Source organism: Actinomyces sp. HMSC08A09, from assembly GCF_001807465.1.
GTDB lineage: Bacteria > Actinomycetota > Actinomycetes > Actinomycetales > Actinomycetaceae > Actinomyces > Actinomyces oris.
On the sequence record NZ_KV789090.1, the window covers coordinates 61190 to 80505 of the forward strand.

A 19316-nucleotide genomic window follows, 5' to 3' on the forward strand; every position below is an offset into this window, starting at 1 on the left:
CGGTTGAGGGCGGGTGGCCCACCCGCCGCCCGCCCTCCCACCAGGCTCGCAGGCGCCGTCGGAGTCATGGAACAACGACGACGGAACGCCCCCAGACCACCACCTGATGAGATTTCACCATCGGAAGTAGGAACTGTGCTCGACGCCAACGTGTTCGACAGGATCCAGCTCGGCCTCGCCACCGCGGAGGACATTCGCTCGTGGTCCCACGGCGAGGTCAAGAAGCCCGAGACCATCAACTACCGCACCCTCAAGCCCGAGAAGGACGGCCTCTTCTGCGAGAAGATCTTCGGCCCCACCCGGGACTGGGAGTGCGCCTGCGGCAAGTACAAGCGCGTGCGCTACAAGGGGATCGTCTGCGAGCGCTGCGGAGTCGAGGTCACTCGCTCCAAGGTGCGTCGCGAGCGCATGGCCCACATCAAGCTCGCCGCGCCGGTCACCCACATCTGGTACTTCAAGGGCGTGCCCTCGCGCCTGGGCTACCTGCTCAACCTCGCGCCCAAGGACCTGGAGAAGGTCATCTACTTCGCGGCCTACATGGTCACCGAGGTGGATGAGGAGGGCCGCCACGACGACCTGCCCTCGCTGCGCAACGAGCTGGAGGTCAAGAAGAAGCACCTCGAGGAGTCCGGCCAGGCCGAGGTCGAGGCGCGCCAGCAGCGCCTCGAGGAGGACCTCGCCCAGCTCGAGTCCGAGGGCGCCGAGGCCTCCCAGCGCGACAAGCTCCGCAAGACCGCCGAGCGCGAGATCACGGCCATGCGCCGCCGCAACCAGCGCGCCCTGGAGCACATGGACAAGGTGTGGGACCGCTTCGTGAGCCTCAAGGTCGGTGACCTGGAGGGTGACGAGGTCCTCTACCGCGACATGGTCGCCGACTACGGCATCTACTTCAAGGGCTCCATGGGTGCCGAGGCCATCCAGGCCCGCCTGCGCAGCTTCGACCTCGAGGCCGAGGCCTCCGCCCTGGCCGAGATCGTCGAGAACGGCACCGGCCAGCGCAAGACCCGTGCCATCAAGCGCCTCAAGGTCGTCAACGCCTTCCGCATGACCGGCACCGCCCCGGAGTCGATGGTCCTGGACAACATCCCGGTCATCCCGCCGGACCTGCGCCCCATGGTCCAGCTCGACGGTGGCCGCTTCGCCACGTCCGACCTCAACGACCTCTACCGCCGCGTCATCAACCGCAACAACCGCCTCAAGCGGCTCATGGACCTGGGCGCCCCGACGATCATCGTCAACAACGAGAAGCGCATGCTTCAGGACGCCGTCGACGCCCTGTTCGACAACGGCCGCCGCGGCCGTCCGGTCACCGGCGTGGGCAACCGTCCGCTGAAGTCCCTGTCCGACATGCTCAAGGGCAAGCAGGGCCGCTTCCGCCAGAACCTCCTGGGCAAGCGCGTGGACTACTCCGGCCGTAGCGTCATCGTCGTCGGCCCCCAGCTCAAGCTCCACCAGTGCGGTCTGCCCAGCCAGATGGCCCTGGAGCTGTTCAAGCCCTTCGTCATGAAGCGGCTCGTCGAGCTCAAGGAGGCCCAGAACGTCAAGGCCGCCAAGCGCATGGTCGAGCGCGCCAACCCCAAGGTCTGGGACGTCCTGGCCGAGGTCATCCGCGAGCACCCCGTGCTGCTCAACCGCGCCCCCACCCTGCACCGCCTGGGCATCCAGGCCTTCGAGCCCCAGCTCATCGAGGGCAAGGCCATCCAGCTGCACCCGCTCGTGTGCGGCGCCTTCAACGCCGACTTCGACGGCGACCAGATGGCCGTCCACCTCCCGCTGGGCGCCGAGGCGCAGGCTGAGGCCCGCATCCTCATGCTGTCCTCGAACAACATCCTCAAGCCCTCCGACGGGCGCCCCGTGACCATGCCCAGTCAGGACATGATTATCGGCACCTACTACCTCACCTCCGACCCCGACCCGGCGGTCGAGGTCGAGCGCGACGCCGAGGGCAACGAGATCGTCCCGGCATTCTCCTCCTTCGCGGAGGCGGTCATGGCCTACGACTTCGGCAAGCTCCACGTCAACGCCGCCTGCGACATCCGCTTCGAGGAGGGCATCGCCGCTCCCGAGGGCTGGCAGCCGCCCGAGGGCTGGAGCGAGGGCGACCCGATCACCCTGCGCACCTCGCTGGGTCGGGCCCTGTTCAACACCTCGCTGCCCGAGACCTTCCCCTACGTCAACTACATCGTTGATAAGAAGCAGCTGGGCAACATCGTCAACGCCCTGGCGGAGAACTACTCGCGCGTCGAGGTCGCCGCCTCCCTGGACGCCCTCAAGGCCAACGGCTTCTACTGGTCCACCTGGTCCGGTATCACCGTCGCCTTCGCCGACGTCGTCTCCCCGGAGGCCAAGCAGGAGATCCTCGTTCGCTACGAGAACGAGGCCGCTGAGATCGAGGAGCAGTTCGAGCTCGGTGCCCTCACCGAGGACGACCGCTACGCCTCCCTCATCGACATCTGGACCAAGGCCACCGCCGAGGTCGCCGAGGCGATGCGCGAGAACTTCCCGCAGCGCAACACCGTCTACCAGATGGTGGTCTCCGGGGCCCGAGGCAACTGGGACCAGATCCGCCAGCTCGCCGGTATGCGTGGACTGGTGGCCGACCCCAAGCAGCGCCTCATCGAGCGCCCGATCAAGTCGAACTACCGTGAGGGTCTGAGCGTCCTGGAGTACTTCATCGCCACCCACGGCGCCCGTAAGGGCCTGGCGGACACGGCGCTGCGTACCGCCGACTCCGGCTACCTCACGCGCCGTCTGGTCGACGTCTCCCAGGACGTCATCGTCCGCGAGGAGGACTGCGGCACCCGCAAGGGCCTGACCAAGCGGATCTTCTCCTGGATCGACGCCGGCGACGAGCGCATCAAGGAGCCCTCGGAGATCCTCGGCACCACCGTATTCGGCACCACCCTGGCGCGCGACGCCATCGACGCCGAGGGCAACCTCATCATCGAGGCCGGCGCCGACCTGGGTGACGTCGAGATCCGGGCCGCCATCGACGCGGGCATCGAGGAGATCACGGTGCGCTCCGTGCTCACCTGCGACTCCAACGTCGGCACCTGCGCCGCCTGCTACGGCCGCTCGCTGGCCACCGGTAAGCGCGTGGACATCGGTGAGGCCGTCGGCATCATCGCCGCCCAGTCCATCGGTGAGCCCGGTACGCAGCTGACCATGCGTACCTTCCACACCGGTGGTGCGGCCGGCGCCGCTGACATCACCCAGGGTCTGCCCCGTGTGCAGGAGCTCTTCGAGGCCCGCACGCCCAAGGGTGAGGCCGCCGTGGCCGAGGCCGCCGGCACCCTCAAGATCGAGGACGACGCCGACGGCAAGCGCCTGGTCATCACCCGCGACGACGGCGAGGAGGACGTCATCGTCCCGGTCTCGCGCCGTCAGCGCCTGCTGGTGAACGACGGGGACCACGTCGAGCCCGGCCAGGCCCTCACCGAGGGACCGGTCGACCCCAAGAAGGTCCTGCGCCTGCGCTCGGTGGCCGCCACCCAGCGCCACCTCGTCGAGGAGGTCCAGGAGGTCTACCGCTCCCAGGGCGTGGACATCCACTCCAAGCACATCGAGGTCATCGTGCGTCAGATGCTGCGCCGCGTGACCGTGCTGGACTCTGGGGACACTCGCCTCCTCCAGGGAGACCTCGTGGACGTCATGCACTACCGCGCCGAGAACCGCCGGGTCATGGCCGAGGGCGGCAAGACCGCCACCGGCCGTACCGAGCTCATGGGAATCACCAAGGCCTCGCTGGCCACGGACTCCTGGCTGAGCGCCGCCTCCTTCCAGGAGACCACGCGCGTGCTCACCGAGGCCGCCATGAACGGCAAGTCCGACCCGCTGCTGGGCCTCAAGGAGAACGTCATCCTCGGTAAGCTCATCCCCGCCGGTACGGGCCTGGCCCGCTACTCGGACATCGAGGTCGAGCCCACCGAGGAGGTCAAGGCCGAGGTCTTCTCCCGCGTGGACCTGGGAGACGGCGTCTTCGGCGAGTCCGTCGCCCTGGACGACTTCCACTTCGGTGGGGACCTGCGTGCGGACTTCTCCGACGACTTCCGCACCGGCTTCTCCAGCAGCGAGGACGTCGAGTTCTGACCGAGCCTCCACCGGCCCCGCGAGGCCTGAGGTTCGCATAGTGTTCGGCCCGCTCCCCAGCAGGGGAGCGGGCCGAACGCTGTCAGAGACCGGGCCTGGAGGAGCCGGGCTCGGAGGAATGGGTCTCAGGCACTGAGCATGGTCTCGCGCACACGGCTGACCCAGGTGAGCTTGTCCTCCAGGGAGGCGCTCGCCGGGGTGTTGATCTTGAGACCCTCGTAGACCTGGACGCCGTCGGTGGCCCGCATCGTGGCGGCCACCCTCTCCGGAGTGAGCCAGCTCGTCGGCTCGTGCTCGGCCAGCGGCAGGTGGGCGTCGGCCCACGCCCAGGCCCACTGCGTCTCCTCCGGTCCGGCGCCTGAGATCATGACGCCGCCCAGCAGGCCTGCCTCCACGAGTCGGCTTACGTGGCTCTCCGGGGTGGACGGGTCATGGGTCTCGATGACGGAGCGACCCCAGTTGACGGTAATGAGCGCTGCGGTGTCCCGGCAGGCGGCGATCTCCTGGGCCAGCGGCAGGAAGGCCTTCTCCGAGGGGCCCACGCCGCCCTCGGCGTCGCAGTGCTCCACGATCATCCCCAGGCCGCGGGAGGCGAAGTCCTCGCTCAGCTCGCTCAAGGAGGCGTGGAAGGCCTCGGGGGTGGCCTGGTGGTGCGGCGCCGAGTGCAGCTCCACCCGGGTGACGAGCTGCTCGCCCGCAGCCTCGTGCAGGCGGTCGACGGCCTCCAGCAGCAAGCGGGTGTAGGCCAGCGCCTGAGCACGTCCGTCGTCGTCGGGGGAGGCCAGGCCGAAGACGGGATCGGCTCCGGCGCGCCCCATGGTTCCCGGGATCGCCGTGATGACGCACTGGTGGAATCGTCCGGCCAGCTGCTCGGCCAGCCACGGCTCGGGGGCGTCCAGGGCCTCCCGGAAGGGCAGCTCGATGCCGTCGACCCAGCCGAGGTCGGCCAGTGCGGCGTACAGGGCGGCGGCGCCGCTGCGGTCCTCGTCGTCGGGCGGAAGCATGGGGTAGGCGCCGACGACGAAGGGAACGGTGCGGGGCTGGGCGGGTGTGTCAGTCCGATTCTCTGAGGTGGCGGACATGTGGTCTCCTTGAGGTGCAGGGATCGTGCTACAGTGCGCGATACGTCAGACATCATATGACTGGATGTGCGGTGGCGCACCGTCGCGCACGGCACTGCCGGTCGTTCAACACCGGCGGGCAGCCGCTGCCGGCACAAAGGACCTCCCCATGCTCTTCGACCTCAGCGCATCCGAGACCTCCCCCCTGAGCCTCAGCGAGCAGGATGTCGCCGCCCTGGCCGCCTGCGGGCGCGGCACGATCCTTCTCGACGTCGCCGTCCGCGCCGACGCCATCCTCATGGAGTTCACCGGCACCAACGGACGGATCGCGCTGTCGCTTCGCGCCGGCCGCCTCGACGGCGAGCAGATCCTCGGCGCGGTCGGCCTTCCGGAGGAGGCCCCGGGAGACGGGAGTGCGGGCGGCGGTATCCAGCGCCGGGTCCTCGACGCCGAGGACGCCCTGGGCCTGGACGACGGCCGCCCCCACACGATCGCGATCACCGTCAACGAGACCGGCACCCACCTCTACGCCGATGGCTACGAGTGCTTCTCCACGACGCTGCCGGCCTTCTTCGCCCAGATCGGGTTGACCGACATGCGTATCGACCCCGACGGGATCGCCGCGGTCACCCGCCTGGCCGCCTGGGCCGAGCCGCTCAGCGACCGCGCCGTCATGGCCCAGTCCCTGGCCGCCACCCCACTGGTCCAGTTCGCGGCCAGTGAGCTCTCCGCCCGCGACGCCCGCCGCACCGGCGCCCTGGCCACCGGCTCCATCCGGGCGCTGCTGCGCACCCGCGGCCGTGGCCAGGCAGGCACCATCATCGCCGCGAGCGGCCAGGGCGGCACCTTGCACCTCGACATCGACGCGGGAGGCTTGAGCTACCGGGTGCTCCCCGGTGAGGACTCGCCTGAGACCGAGCCCCTCATCGAGGCGCGAGCCCCGGGCCACTGGGACGACGGGACCTGGCACGACGTCGTGGTCACCTCGGGGCACGGTGCGGTGGAGATCCACGTCGACGGCTACCAGGTGGCCCTGGTCCCCGGCGGCGCCTTCCTGGCCGACATCGCGCCGGTGACGCGCGTCGTGGTGGGGGCCGACCTGGACGGCAGGCGCCTCTTCGGCGAGGCGCAGACCGCCATGATCTACGACGCCGCCCTCACCGACGCCCAGGTCAAGCGCCTGGCCGGGGCTGCCCCGCTGCCCACGCGCGCCCTGTTCGACACCGGCTACCACGGCGCCCGGTCCTACCGGATCCCCTCCCTGCTCACTCTGGACAGCGGCGTCATCCTGGCCGGCGCCGACCAGCGCGTCTCCATCCCCAACGACGCCCCCAACGACATCAACCTCGTCATGCGCCGCAGCCTGGACGGTGGGGCCACCTGGGAGGAGATGCGCACCCTGCTCAGCCTCCCGGGCACCGGGGCACTGGGGGCCAGCCTTATCGACTCCGTCCTGGTCCAGGACCGCTCCACCGGACGCGTCATCTGCCTGGTCGACCAGTTCCCCGGCGGCATCGGCCAGCCCAACGCGGCCGTCGGCACCGGCTTCGACGAGCAGGGGCGCCGCGTGCTGCACAACCGCGCCGGCGAGCGCTTCGCCGTCGAGCCCGACGGCAGCGTCGTCACGGAGACCGGCGAGGCCACCGACTACCGCATCGTCCTCAGCGGCGACGCCGCCGCCGGGACCCGAGCTGGTGACGTGCTCCTGGGCGGCCGGGCGGTCGGCAGCATCTACCTCGCCCACGAGCAGGCCCCCGAGGACTGCCTCTTCCAGCACCGCGGCTCCCACCTGCTCATGCTCGCCTCCGACGACGACGGCGCCACCTGGTCCGAGCCGATCGACATCACCGCCCAGGTCAAGGCCGACTGGATGTGCTTCCTGGGCACCGGCCCCGGCAACGCCATCCAGCTGAGCGCACCGGAGCATGCCGGACGCATCCTCGCACCCGTCTACTACAGCCACGAGGCCGGCGGCACCGCCTACCTGTCCTGCGCCGCCATCTACTCCGACGACGGCGGGACCACCTGGACCCTGGGCGCCTCACCCAATGACGGACGCGAGGTGCTGGGCGCCGTCGTCCACTCCCGGGACCTGGCCGACGAGCGGGCCAGCCTGTACGAGTCCGTCCTCGTCGAAGGAGCCGACGGCGCCGTACACGTGTGGGCCCGCAACCAGCACCCCTCGGGGAGGGTCGCCCACGCCGTCTCCCACGACGGGGGCGTCACCTGGGGCGAGATCGACTACGACGCGCAGCTCCCCGAGATCTTCTCCCAGCCCAACGCCATCGCCATCACCGGCCTGGAGGGCGCAGCGGTCGTGGGGGACGGCGGTGACGTCAAGGGGGCGGCCGGCCGGGGGATCGTCTTCGCCAACGCCTCCCGGATGCTTCCCTTCCGCGGCTGCGGCGTCCTGCGCCTGAGCTACGATGACGGCGCCACCTGGCCCCACAATCGGGTCATCAACCCGCGCCACTACGTCTACCAGTGCATGGCCCAGCTGCCCAGCGGCGACATCGCCCTGCTGTGGGAGCGCGAGTGGCAGGGACTGTTTCTCACCACCGTGCCGTTGGCCTGGCTGACGAGCTCGCGCTCGACCATCAGCTGAGCCCGACCGGTCCCGCCGACCCGGGTGCCCGCGGTGCACAGGGCGGGGGAGAGGTGGGGGAGAATCGCCCCATGACGAGTCCCTCGCCCTCAGCCTCCACACCCCGCCGCGCCCCGCACGAGCTGCTGGGACTGACCGGCCCCGCCTACGGCGGCGACTACAACCCCGAGCAGTGGGATGAGGTCACCTTCGCCGAGGACCTCGAGCTCATGGCCGAGGCCGGCGTCAACCTGGTCTCCCTCGGCATCTTCTCCTGGGCGCGCCTCGAGCCGCGCGAGGGCGTCTACGAGCTCGACTGGCTGGTGGAGATCGTCGACCGTCTCCACGAGGCCGGCATCGCCGTCGACCTGGCCACCGCCACCGCCTCCCCGCCCGCCTGGATGGCCTCCGACCACCCCGAGTCCCTGCCGATGAACGCCGACGGCGTGCGCCTGGGCCTGGGCTCACGCCAGCAGTACTGCCCCAGCTCCGCCGTCTACCGGGAGCGCTCCGCCGCCCTGGCCGCGGCGCTGGCCGAGCGCCTGGGCGACCACCCGGGCGTCGTCATGTGGCACATCGGCAACGAGTACGGCTGCCACATCGCCGAGTGCTTCTGCCCCGCCTGCACCCGGGCCTTCCGGGCCTGGCTGGGTAAGCGCTACGGCGACGCCGAGCGCCTCAACGCCGCCTGGGGCACCGACTTCTGGTCCCAGCGCTATACGAGCCTGGAGCAGGTCGCCCCGCCCGCCGCCATGCCCACCTTCCCCAACCCCGCCCAGATGCTGGACTGGAGGCGCTTCAGCGACCACCAGCTGCGCAGCCTCATGGAGGCCGAGGCCCGCATCCTGCGGCAGCGCTCGACGCGGCCGGTGACCACCAACTTCATGGGCGACTTCCCGGCCACCGACTACTGGCGCTGGGCCGAGGCCCTCGACATCATCTCCGACGACTCCTACCCCGACCCCGCCGACCCGGCCGCCGCCCACGAGGTCGCCTGGGCCGGTGACCTCATGCGGGGCCTGGCCGCAGGGCGCCCCTGGATCCTCATGGAGCAGGCGCCCAGCGCCGTCCAGTGGCGCAGTCGCAACTCGCCCAAGCGCCCCGGCCAGCTCCTCCTGTGGTCCCTGGCCCGTGTGGCCCATGGCGCCGACGGCGTCCTGCAGTTCCAGTGGCGCCAGTCCCGCCGGGGCGCCGAGACCTTCCACTCCGGCATGGTCCCCCACGCCGGGCGCGACAGCCGAACCTGGGAGGAGACCGTGGCCACCGGGCAGGCGCTCACACGCCTCGGGCCGGTCCTGGGGGAACCGGTGCGAGCCGAGGCGGCCCTCGTCCTGGATTGGGAGAGCCAGTGGGCCCTGAGCACCGCCATCGGCCCGGTCGAGGTCGGTGAGCGCTTCGAGACGGCCCGCGCCTGGCACCGCAGCCTGTGGGAGGCCGGGATCGCCACCGACATCGTCCCGGTGAGCCGGAGCCTGGAGGGCTACCGCCTCATCATCGTTCCCGCCGTGTTCATCGACCGCCCCGAGCTCGCCGAGCACCTGGAGCGGGCGGTCGCCGCCGGCGCCCAGGTCGTCGTGGCCGGTCCCACCGGGGTCGTCGACGCCAATGCGGGAGCCGTCCTGGGCGGCTACCTGGGATCCCTGCGGCCGCTGCTGGGGGTGCGGGTCGCCGATCATGCCGCCCTGACCGGTCAGGTCCAGCAGCCTGATCCCCGAGGCGCGCTCGTCAACCGCCTCAGCCGCGCCGTCGGGACTCCCGCCGCCGAGACCTGGACGGGACTGGAGGCCGTCAGCGAGCCTCTGTGCCGGGTCCTGGACCGGATGGGAACGCCCGCCCCCGATCTGCGCGCCGGCGGCTGGGCCGAGGAGCTCCGTATCGACGAGACGCCCGAGGCGGCGGACGAGAACACCCGGGCGGGGCAGGGCCGGCAGCCGGTCGAGGTCGTCGCGGTCTTCGACGGCCGCGGCGGGGGAGCGGACCTGGCCGGCCGTCCCGCCATCACCCGGCGGTCTATGAGCGGGGCAGGAGCGGGCTGGTACGTGGCCGCTGACCTCGACGCCCTCAGCCGGGCCGCCCTGCTGACACTGGTGTGCGCGCACGCCCGGCTGCGACCCGTGGTCGCAGACCTGCCCGACGGCGTCGAGGCCCAGCGGCGCGGGGACGTCCTCTTCCTGCTCAACCACTCCGACCGGGCCTGCGAGGTGGCCGGAGTCGTGGGCACCGACCTGCTGAGCGGCCAGTCCTGCACCGGCCACGTGATTGTGCCCCCGCGCTCGGCGCTCGTGGTGCACGAGAACACTCGGTGAGTCCTCCTTCGGGGCCGAGGCACCTCGTGCCGGTAGCCTCGGTGGCGTAGCCTCGTGGTCGTAGAGACCCCATCGTTACCCCTCTGGCAAGGAGCCTCATCGTGTCCCGTCCTCTCTCCCGTGGGCCGCAGTTCGACGACGACGCAGACGCGGACGCGGCTGTCGAGCGCACCGAGCACATCGACCGCGGTCGGCCCACCGAGCGGATCGACCTTGCCCAGATGGAGGCGCAGTCGGGGGCCACGGAGGCCATCGCCATGCCGCCGGGGGACGAGGGATGGGGGTACCTGCCGCCGTCGACGTCGACCCCGCAGCTGGCCGCCTCCCCGGACCAGCGCAGCCAGTACACCCAGGTCCTCCAACCTATGCCCACGGCGCCGCAGACGATGGCCATGGAGACGCCGCCGGTCTACCCGGCTGAGCCGGTCCAGCCGGTCTACGCCACCCCCGAGCCCGCACGGCCCATGGTCTCCCAGGTGCCGGTGCGTGAGACCTGGGGTGAGCCCGAGCCGGAGCCCCCGGTGGAGCTTCCACGCCCGCCTGAGCGTCGTCGTACGGCCGCCCTGCCGTTGGGGACGATCATGGTGCTCGCGGCCTGCGGGGCCCTGGGCTGGGGGACCTACACGCTGCTGAGCACGCTGCACGTCTTCGAGATCCTCTCGACTCAGAGCTGGACGCCCAACTGGGCCGCGATCGGCGCCGTCGGAGGCGGCGCGGTGCTGGCCTTCTTCGCCTTCCTCGTGTCCTGCTCGGCGCTGGCCAGAGCCAAGCCGAAGGGGCCCGCCGCCCTGCTGGTCCTGGCGGCACTGTTCCTGCCCCTGGTGGCCACAGGAGCGGGCGTCTACTACGGGGCGGGCGTGCTCAAGACGCATACGCTGGCCGAGGCGGAGAGCTTCTCCGGCCAGCTCAAGATCGGCAATGTCGACCAGGTCCTCAAGACGCTGCAGTCCGGAGTCTCCTTCCCCGGACGCGACGACCTCATCAGCATCCTCAACACGGTCAAGGAGAAGGCCGCTGAGCAGGGTGTCACCTCGCCGGACACGGACTCGCAGGGGACCGACCAGTCCGGGGACCAGCAGGACGGCTCCCAGGACGGAAGCGGTCAGGAAGGCGGCGACGGCCAGCAGGGCGAGGGCGACTCGGCGGGCGGCGAGGGCTAGCCTCAACTGCGGTAGGACGTTGGGCGCACTGAGGGCGGCTCTGCCCGTGCTCATCCGCGGACCGCGCGGATCGCATATTAAGACTGGGTGACGAAACTGGTGCACGGCCGGTTTCCATGGGGTAGAACTGCCGTGTTTGATTCCCTATCGAAGGCAGCCCTGTGTCTACCAGCAGTTTTCCTCCTGATCCTTCGCAAGGCACTGGTGAGGCTCCAGTCCCCGCGCCCCCGATGACGTCGGGGCCGGAGACCGGCAGCTTTCCCGCTGTGCCTGTGCCTCCTCCGCCGAGCGCCCCCGCGCCCCAGGTGCCCAACGCGGCCGAGGCTCCTCCGCCGCCTCCGGTGCCCGCCCCTGGAGGAGAAGCTGTGGCCGCCCCGAACACGATGGGCGTCCCGGTCGCCGCCGGCTCCGCACCTGGTGCGCCGGCACCTCAGGCCCAGGGCGGGTTTGTGCAGCCCGGGCAGGCTGCTCAGGCCTCGCCCCTGGCGCAGACCTTCACCGCCTGGTTCCGCGGCCCGGGCCTGACCTCCACGGCTCTGAGCCTGGCGATCGTGCTCGGATCCGCAGCCATCAGCGCGATCCTCACGATGGTGGCCATGTCCACCACGGACTCGACGAAGACGTTCCCGACGACCTTCTCCACGCTGCCGCTGCTCATGGGCTGGAGCCTGGGTGGGCAGTTCGTCATGTCAGGCTCGAACTCTTACGAGACGATCACCCTGACCTTCACGCTGCTGCCCATGGGGGCACTGACCGCCGCTGGCATCGGGGTCTTCTGGCTGGCGCGCCGCCGGGCCGCGGTTGACGGGTCGGCGGCCCCGCTGGTCCCGACTCTGGCGCGGGCCGGAGCCGAGGCTCTGGCTGTGGCCCTGGTGGCCTGCTTGGTGACGGCACCGTTCTCCATGACCGCCACGATGATGGGGTTGAAGGTCATGACGGTCTCCTCCTCCGCGCTGATGACGATCCTGCTGGTGACGGTGGTGGTCTTCGTGGCGCTCGTGGTGGCTCGCAGCGGCGGAGCGCTGATTGAGCGCCTGCCGCGCCCGGTGGTGCAGCTCGGCCGGGAACTGGGCGCCCTGAGCACCGCACTGGGAGTGGTCCTGGGGGTCTTCGTCGTCCTCGCCTACATCGTTGCGGCGCTGACCCAGGGGTGGAACCTGGCCTCGATCCTTCTGCTGCCGGTCTTCCTGCCGAACCTGGTGCTGCTCGCCCTGGGCATGGGGTCCCTGGGAGGCATCACCCTGGACAAGAGCGAGGCCGCAGCGGCCCTGGCCTACTTCCTGCCGTCCCTGGGCGGCGAGGAAGGCGGCGACGCCTACGCCTGGACCTGGTTCGGCAGCTGGTCGATCCTGCTGTTCGCGGCCATGATCGTGGCCATCGCGGCGGCGGCGCTGCGCGTGGGTGTCAGGCGCGCTCGCACGGGGCGGACCGAGTGGCAGCGCGTCTGGCAGCTTCCGCTCGTGTCGCTGGTCCTGGGGGCGATCGTCTTCTACGGGCTGCTCCCGTTGCGTTTCTCCGGCGCTGACACCCCGATGCGCTCCTCGGGTGGCGGGGCCGGCCACTACATGTCCTTGAGCATGCAGCCCAACGCCCTGACCTTCTTCCTGCTCGGGGTTGTCGTGGCGATCATCTCCGTGCTGGCCGAGCTGCTGCCCCTGTGGGTCTACTCCTCCTTCCCGGCGGTGCTGCAGCTGGCCGGCGGGAAGAAGGCGAGTGCGGCCTGGCGTGCGGGCACCTCCGGCGTGAGTTCGACGTCGTCGGCCCAGCAGTGGGCGTACAGCACCGACCCGGCCACCGGGGCCAGCATCGCCACGGACCCGGCCACCGGCGCCGTCTTCTCCATGGACCCGGCGACCGGCCAGTGGGTGGAGACCACGCCGGCCTCGCAGGCCCCGGCTCCCGGACCTGGCGGCGCGGCCGCGGGCGCGACTGCTGCGGGCGATCTGCCCGAGCCGGCCCCGATGAGTGCGGCCTCGCGCAAGAAGGTCATTCTGGGACTGTCGGCCTTCGGGGTCGTGGTGGCGCTGGTGGTGGCCGGCGTCGTCGGGCTCAATGTCGTCAACGGCATGCGTGGCCCCGAGAAGGCGGTCGAGAGCTATCTGACGCTCCTGTCGGAGGGGAAGGCCTCCGAGGCCACCAAGATGGTGGACCCCGGTGTCCCCAACGACCAGCGCAAGCTGTTGACCGACGACGCCCTCAAGGCCGCCAAGGCGAGGATCAAGGTCACCAAGATCGACAAGCCCACCATCTCCGGTGACACCGCCACGATCAAGGCTCACCTGTCCCTGGACGGGAAGGCCTTCGAGTACGACTTCACCGCCTCGAAGTCGTCGGGCTCCTTCGGCCTGGACAGCTGGAAGGTGGATAAGCCCCTCGTGGTCTCCGCGGACTTCAGCTCCTCCTCGCTCCCGGGGCTGAAGGTCGCTGGGGTTGCCATCGACCTGGCCAAGGAGAAGGACGGGTGGAGTGGGAGCCGCACCTCGACCCAGTTCGCCTACCCCGGTGTGTACCCGGTGTCGGCGCCGGACTCCGTCAGTAAGTACCTCTCTGCCAAGGAGACCTCCTTCACCCTGATTCCTTCGGGCAAGGGGGCCGCCTCGGAGGCCGAGTCGGTGGGCACCCAGAAGGTGGATGCCACTCCCACTGACGAGCTCAAGACCAAGGCGCTGGAGAAGGTCAAGGAGCAGACGAAGACCTGTGCGACCGTTCCGACGAACTCGGACAAGACCTGCCCCTACCAGACCTCCTCGGACATGACCTCGTTGTCGGTGGAGAAGGACGCCACGAAGGTGGAGTTCTCCGAGGACAGCAATGACCTGTCCTTCACCTCCGATGAGATCAGCATCTCCGGGTCTCCCAAGCCGACGGCCTTCGACAAGAACCCCAGCCCCCGCAAGGCGAAGTTCACCTTCTCCGGGAAGGTGGAGCTGCCGGAGGGTGATGGCGAGCCCACCATCACGATCGAGTCCAGCAGCAGCGTCTTCTAGGGCCACTGGCCGGTGCCGGCCGCTGGGTCGGCACCGGCCAGCAGGATGCGTTCGCGGCGCGTCGTCTCAGGCGGTCACCTTCAGGGTGGATCCGCCCGAGGCGACGCGCCGCACTGCGATGCGCTCGGCGATCTGGTCGCGCAGCTCTGCCACGTGGGAGACGATGCCGACGGTGCGCCCGCCGGCGCGCAGGTGGTCGATCTGGGCCATGACGGCCTGGAGGGTGTCGGCGTCCAGGGTGCCGAAGCCCTCGTCGATGAAGAGGGTCTCCAGGCTCACGCCCCCGGACTCGGCCGAGACGACGTCGGCCAGGGCGAGGGCCAGTGACAGGGAGACGTAGAAGGTCTCCCCGCCCGAGAGGGTCCGGGGATCGCGGGTGCGCTCGTCTCCGAGGTGGTCGACGACGGCGAGGCCCAGTCCTTTGCGGCGCCGGCGTTGGCTGGTCTCCTCGGCGACCCGGATGAGCTCGTAGCGCCCGGAGGACATCTGGGACAGGCGCTCGTTGGCGAAGACGAGGACCTCTTCGAAGCGGGCCTGCAGCACCCAGGTGGCCAGGGGTGTGCCGGCCTCGTTCTCCCCGCGGGCGAGGTTCGCCACCCGGATGAGGTCGGCACTGGAGCCGGCCGCCTCCTCATAGGCGGTGGCCGCCTGCTCGACGCCGTCGACGGCCCGGCGCAGGTGCTCGTGGGACTCGGCGGTGCGCGCCTGAACGGAGGCGGCCTGCCTGGCGGCGGCGTCCGCCTGGGCGAGCTCGGCGGTGGCGGCCTCGAGGCGGTCCTCCTCCTGGCCGCTCAGGGCGGCGATCTGCGGGTCCTCCAGTCCCAGGCGGACCCGCTCGTGGGCGGTGGCGGCGGCGCGCACGCCGGCCGCCAGGGCCTCGATGGCACCGCGCTCCATGAGGGCCGCCGTTGCCTGCGCCGCACCGGTGAAGCCCTCCTCCGTCAGCGCCGCGGCCAGGTCCGCCAGGGCGGTGCGGGCCTGGGCCAGGGCGGTGCGGGCTGTGTCGATGTCCTGGGAGGCGTCCTCGGCCTCCTTGGCCCGCACGAGGAGCGCGGCGGCGCGGGCGGTGACGCTTGGCCAGGTCCCGCGCGCCTCCAGGCAGCGCCGCTGGTCCTGGGCGAGGGCCTCGCGCTCGGCCTCCAGGCGGCTGCGGGCCGACTCCTGGGCGGAGCGGGCGGCATCGAGCGCGGCGCGCTCCTGCTCGGTGCCGGCATCGAAGGCCTCGAGGCGCTCCACCAGCTCCTCGACGCCGTCGGCTGCGGCCCGCGCCGTGGCCAGGGCGGTGGCGGCCGCCTCCAGTGCCTCCTTGGCGGCGGGGGCATCCATGCCGTCACTGGCGCGCTGGGCCTCCTGAAGCCGGGTGGCACAGGCGTCGCGCTGTCGGACGGCACCGCTGAGCGCCTCGTCGGCCTGCCGCTGCTGCTCCTCGGCGGCCTCGACCTGCTGACGGGTGGCACCGTCGGTGCCGGCGGTGGCGGGGGAGGGGTGCGTGGTCGAGCCGCACACGGGGCAGGGCTCACCCTCGGTGAGCTCACCGGCCAGTGCCCCGGCGGTCCCGGAGATCCAGGCCAGGCGGGTGGCGCGAACCCGTTCGGTCGCCTCCCGCGCGAGCGTCGCCGCCTCAGCGCAGGCAGCGTCCCGCTGGGCGAGCTGGGCGCTGAGCTGCTCGACGGCGAGGGCCGCCCGGTGACGCTCCTCGGCCCGGGCCCGGCGATCCTGAAGGCCCTCGAGACCCGCGCGGGCCGCGCGCGCCGCCTCCAGCGTCTCCACCAAGGCGGTGCGCTGCGCGGGGCGCTCGGCGAGTTTCTCCGCGCGCTGCTCCAACTGGCCGGCGGCGCGCTGCAGCTCCGCCTCCCGCTGCTGCAAGGCGCTCTCGCGCTCAGGGAGGCCGGCCTCGAGGTCCACGAGGGTCTCGAGCTGCCCGTGCTCGCGACGGCAGTGGTGCGCCAGGTCATCGAGATCGCGGGGGCTCAGGGCCTCAGCGCGGTCCGTCTCCGACTCATCGGCCGCCACAGGGATCTCTGCCGCGTCCGAGTTCTGCGGGGCGACGGCGCCCGCTTCGGCATCGCCGGCCATTGCCTGGCTGGGTTGATCCTCGAGGGCGGCGAGCTGGCGCTGCGCCTCACGGACCAGGGGCTCGATGAGAGCGGCGGGCGTCTCCGCGGCACCATGACTGTGGGTGTTGCTGCCGGTGGCCTCCTCTGCGCTGTCGGCACTGGTGACTCCGGCCTGTTCGGCCAGGTGGGCCAGGCCGCTCTGGTCGGCACGGGCGGCCAGTGCAGCGACGGCCTGCTGGGCACGGCGATGGGCGGCCTGCTCGGCGACCAGGTAGGGCCGCACCCGGGAGGCGCGCTCGGCGTCCCGGAGGCGCTCGGCATCGTCGGCCTCCTGCTCGGCGCGCTCGGCCAGCCGCTCCTTCTCCTCGACCAGTGCCCGGCGTCGCTCCAGGAGGTCGTGGAGGCTCTGGGCTTCCTCGCGGGCCGTCTGCGCCCGGGTGAGGACCGTCCCCGTGGCCTCGGCGTGGGCGTCGGCCGATGCGACCCGGTTGCTGGAGGCCTCTAGCACCTGGGTGCAGATGCGGCGAAGAACCACCAGGTTCGGGGTGGCGCCCGCCATCGCCGCCTCCAAGGCCTGGGCCGGTGTTGGAGCAGGGCCGGCGTCGGCCTCCTCCGACTCCTCACGGTCGGCGTCGTGAACAGGCAGCGGCAGTGCCTCCTGGGTCCTCCCGGATGGGGCCTCCTGTGACGAGTTATCCGGCGACGAGTCCTTCGGGCGAACCGCCTGATCGGCGTCGGCGGTCTCCTCACCGGTATCTGCGGTCTCAGTGGGGGAGGGGGCCTCGGTGAGGAGGGGGTGCCGTCCCAGGGAGGCGACCTGCCCGCGCAGGTCGGCTGCGGCCTGCTCGACCCGCCGGGCCCCGTCCCGGGAGGCCTGGATGAGGGCGTCCTGGATGGCGTCGTAGATGCCGGTGCCGAAGACGTCCTTGAGGAGGTGCTGGCGCTCGGAGGAGTCGGCGCGCAGGAACCGGGCGAACCTGCCCTGCGGCAGGACGACCGTCTGCGTGAACTGCTCCCGGCTTAAGCCCACGGCGCGCGCGATCTCCGCGTCGGCGTCGCCCACGCGGGTGACGGGCTCGTCGAGCGGCTCCCCGCCGACCTCGGCCAGGTGCCAGAGTTTGACGGTGCCGTTCTGGGTGGTGGTGCCCTGGCCGCGCCGCTTGGCTCGCTCGTAGGTGGGGGTGCGGCGCACCCGGTAGACGCCGGCGCCGGTGGAGAAGATGAGCTCGATGACGCTCTCGGTGTGCGGGCCTACGAGGGTGGAGCGGATGCGCTCCTTGGAGGAGTCGGCCGAGTCGGCCACGTCCCCGTAGAGGGCGAAGACGATCGCGTCGATGATGGTGGTCTTGCCCGAGCCGGTGGGGCCGGTGAGCAGGAAGCGGCCCGAGGCGCCCACCGCGTCGAAGTCGATGTGCTCCTGCCCCGCGTAGGGGCCGATGCCGGTCATGGTCAGTGAGTGGATCCTCATCGCTCGCTCCTCGCGCTCGCCAGGGCGGACTCGTATGCGCTGCGCAGGACGCCGCGCTCGGAGGGCTCGGGGGCGCGCCCGCAGACGTCGTCGAAGAAGTCCTCGGTGATGCGCAGCGGGTCGGCCGCGGCGGTGACGGCGATGCGCTCGCGGGCGGTGCGCGTGGGGGCCTCGTGCTGGAAGGCCAGGAGGCTGGGGAATCGCTCCTTGAGGGTGGCCAGGGCGCCGGGTGGTCGCTCGCCCTGGAGGATGACGCGTACCCAGGCTCCGGTGGCGTCGTCGAAGGCGGGGGAGAGGAGCTCGGGCATGGTGCCGGTCAGGGTGCGCACCTGGTGCAGGACCGGGGTGGGGATGCGCTCCAGCCCGGTGACACCGTCGGCGTCCAGGTCCAGCAGGACGGAGGACTTGGTGGCGGCGTTGCGGGCGCCTTCGGCCTCGTCGAAGGAGAAGGGCAGGGGCGAGCCGGAGTAGACCAGGCGCGGGCCGGTGGGCCGGGTGAGCTCCTGGGGCCGGTGGAGGTGGCCGAGGGCCACGTAGTCCAGGCCGCCGCTGCGCTCGGCCAGGGGCGAGCCGCCCAGGGTGGTGAAGACGCCGGAGGGCACGGAGTCGACGCCGCCGACGCGGATGTCCCGTTCGGACTCGCAGGCCTCGCCGCCGACGACAAAGGCGTGGGCCATGAGCAGGCTCGGCAGGCGCCGGGTGCGGCCGGCGCGCAGGCGGTCCAGGTCCGCGGCCACGAGGCGCAGGGCGGCGGAGACGACGGCCTCGTGGGACCGGGGCAGGCGCGGGCGCTCCGGCGGGTCGGGCTGGGAGGAGGCGTCCCGGTTCTCGGCCTGGTCCTCTCCGGCTGTGTGCTTCGCGGGGGTCTCCTCGCCGAGGCGCTCGGCGAGGAGGGGCGGGAGGATCTCGCGGGTGGCGTCGGGGTCGAGGTAGGGCAGGGCGTGGACGATGGCGGCGTCGTTGCCGTCGGCGTCGGGCAGGATGATGCCGCGGTCGAGGCCGGCGGTGCGGGCACGGATGATGAGGCCCTCGCGCATGAGGTCGGCGGCGAAGCCGAGGCGGCGGGCGGAGTCGTGGTTGCCGGGGGTCAGGATCACTCGGGTGCGTTCGGACAGGCGGCGCAGCGTCTCATCGAGGAGGGAGACGGCGTCATTGGGTGGGATGGCGCGGTCGTAGACGTCCCCGGCGACGAGGACGGCGTCGACTGACTCGGCGCTGACGAGCTCGACGAGGTGGTCGGCGAAGGCGGCGTGCGCGTCGTCGAGCACGCGCCCGTGGAAGGTGCGCCCCAGGTGCCAGTCGGAGGTGTGGAGGATCCGCATGCCGACACTGTCTCACAGCCCACCGACATCAAAGACGGCGCCCTGTGGCGGTCAGTCGCCGGTTTCCTGGTCCGGGTTGTCCTCGGTACGGTCCTGCTCGTCATCTGAGCCCGATGGTGTCTCAAAGAGCACCTCCGCCTCTTCAGTTCGACCTGCGGCGCGATATGCGCTGGCGAGGTTGTTGCGTGAGGTGAGGGTGTGGGGGTGGTCGGGGCCCAGGATGCGGATGCAGTCTTCGAAATTCCTCTCGTACAGGGTGATGGCCTCGTCGAGCCTGCCCGT

General features: G+C 71.3%; 9 protein-coding genes. 5 read left to right on the forward strand and 4 right to left on the reverse strand.

From position 1 onward, the window contains the following. The first annotated feature begins 135 nt into the window (after positions 1-135). Positions 136-4089, forward strand: a complete 3954-nt coding sequence (locus HMPREF3165_RS02585) for a DNA-directed RNA polymerase subunit beta' (protein WP_070510648.1) — start codon at positions 136-138, stop codon at positions 4087-4089. Between the two features lie 125 nt (positions 4090-4214). On the opposite strand, the gene HMPREF3165_RS02590 is transcribed toward HMPREF3165_RS02585, so the two are convergent. Beyond that, positions 4215-5171, reverse strand: a complete 957-nt coding sequence (locus HMPREF3165_RS02590; RefSeq protein ID WP_070510650.1) for a DUF4862 family protein — start codon at positions 5169-5171, stop codon at positions 4215-4217. A gap of 148 nt (positions 5172-5319) precedes the next feature. Here HMPREF3165_RS02590 and HMPREF3165_RS02595 point away from each other — a divergent pair, with 148 nt between their 5' ends. The 4 genes from HMPREF3165_RS02595 to HMPREF3165_RS02610 all read left to right on the forward strand — a co-directional run bounded on the left by HMPREF3165_RS02595 (position 5320) and on the right by HMPREF3165_RS02610 (position 14187). Further along, on the forward strand, positions 5320-7755 hold the full coding sequence (locus tag HMPREF3165_RS02595) for a sialidase family protein (RefSeq protein WP_070510652.1): 2436 nt from the start codon (positions 5320-5322) through the stop codon (positions 7753-7755). A 71-nt stretch (positions 7756-7826) separates the two neighbouring features. Next, entirely contained in the window at positions 7827-10040 is a 2214-nt protein-coding gene (locus HMPREF3165_RS02600; RefSeq protein WP_070510654.1) for a beta-galactosidase, read from the forward strand. A 101-nt stretch (positions 10041-10141) separates the two neighbouring features. Next, a complete protein-coding gene (locus HMPREF3165_RS02605; RefSeq protein ID WP_070510656.1) occupies positions 10142-11200 on the forward strand; it encodes a hypothetical protein in 1059 nt (352 codons plus the stop codon). Positions 11201-11565: 365 nt separating this feature from the next. Further along, positions 11566-14187 (forward strand): hypothetical protein, encoded by a 2622-nt coding sequence (locus HMPREF3165_RS02610; protein WP_070510658.1) that lies wholly within the window; start codon positions 11566-11568, stop codon positions 14185-14187. Positions 14188-14253: 66 nt separating this feature from the next. On the opposite strand, the gene HMPREF3165_RS02615 is transcribed toward HMPREF3165_RS02610, so the two are convergent. From HMPREF3165_RS02615 to HMPREF3165_RS13600, 3 genes are all read right to left on the reverse strand, one after another. Further along, the gene (locus HMPREF3165_RS02615; RefSeq protein ID WP_070510662.1) at positions 14254-17712 is read right to left on the reverse strand and encodes an AAA family ATPase; all 3459 of its coding nucleotides are present in this window, start codon (positions 17710-17712) and stop codon (positions 14254-14256) included. Beyond that, a complete protein-coding gene (locus HMPREF3165_RS02620; RefSeq protein WP_070510664.1) occupies positions 17709-19034 on the reverse strand; it encodes a metallophosphoesterase family protein in 1326 nt (441 codons plus the stop codon). Before HMPREF3165_RS02620 ends, HMPREF3165_RS02615 begins: the two co-directional genes overlap by 4 nt. A gap of 51 nt (positions 19035-19085) precedes the next feature. Then, on the reverse strand, positions 19086-19316 hold a 231-nt coding region (locus tag HMPREF3165_RS13600), incomplete at its 5' end, for a tetratricopeptide repeat protein (RefSeq protein ID WP_256274801.1).

Coding starts and splice junctions, on each gene's coding strand:
- HMPREF3165_RS02590 (WP_070510650.1), bottom strand. CDS start 5,171: ATGTCCGCCACCTCAGAGAATCGGACTGACACACCCGCCCAGCCCCGC.
- HMPREF3165_RS02595 (WP_070510652.1), top strand. CDS start 5,320: ATGCTCTTCGACCTCAGCGCATCCGAGACCTCCCCCCTGAGCCTCAGC.
- HMPREF3165_RS02600 (WP_070510654.1), top strand. CDS start 7,827: ATGACGAGTCCCTCGCCCTCAGCCTCCACACCCCGCCGCGCCCCGCAC.
- HMPREF3165_RS02615 (WP_070510662.1), bottom strand. CDS start 17,712: ATGAGGATCCACTCACTGACCATGACCGGCATCGGCCCCTACGCGGGG.
- HMPREF3165_RS02620 (WP_070510664.1), bottom strand. CDS start 19,034: ATGCGGATCCTCCACACCTCCGACTGGCACCTGGGGCGCACCTTCCAC.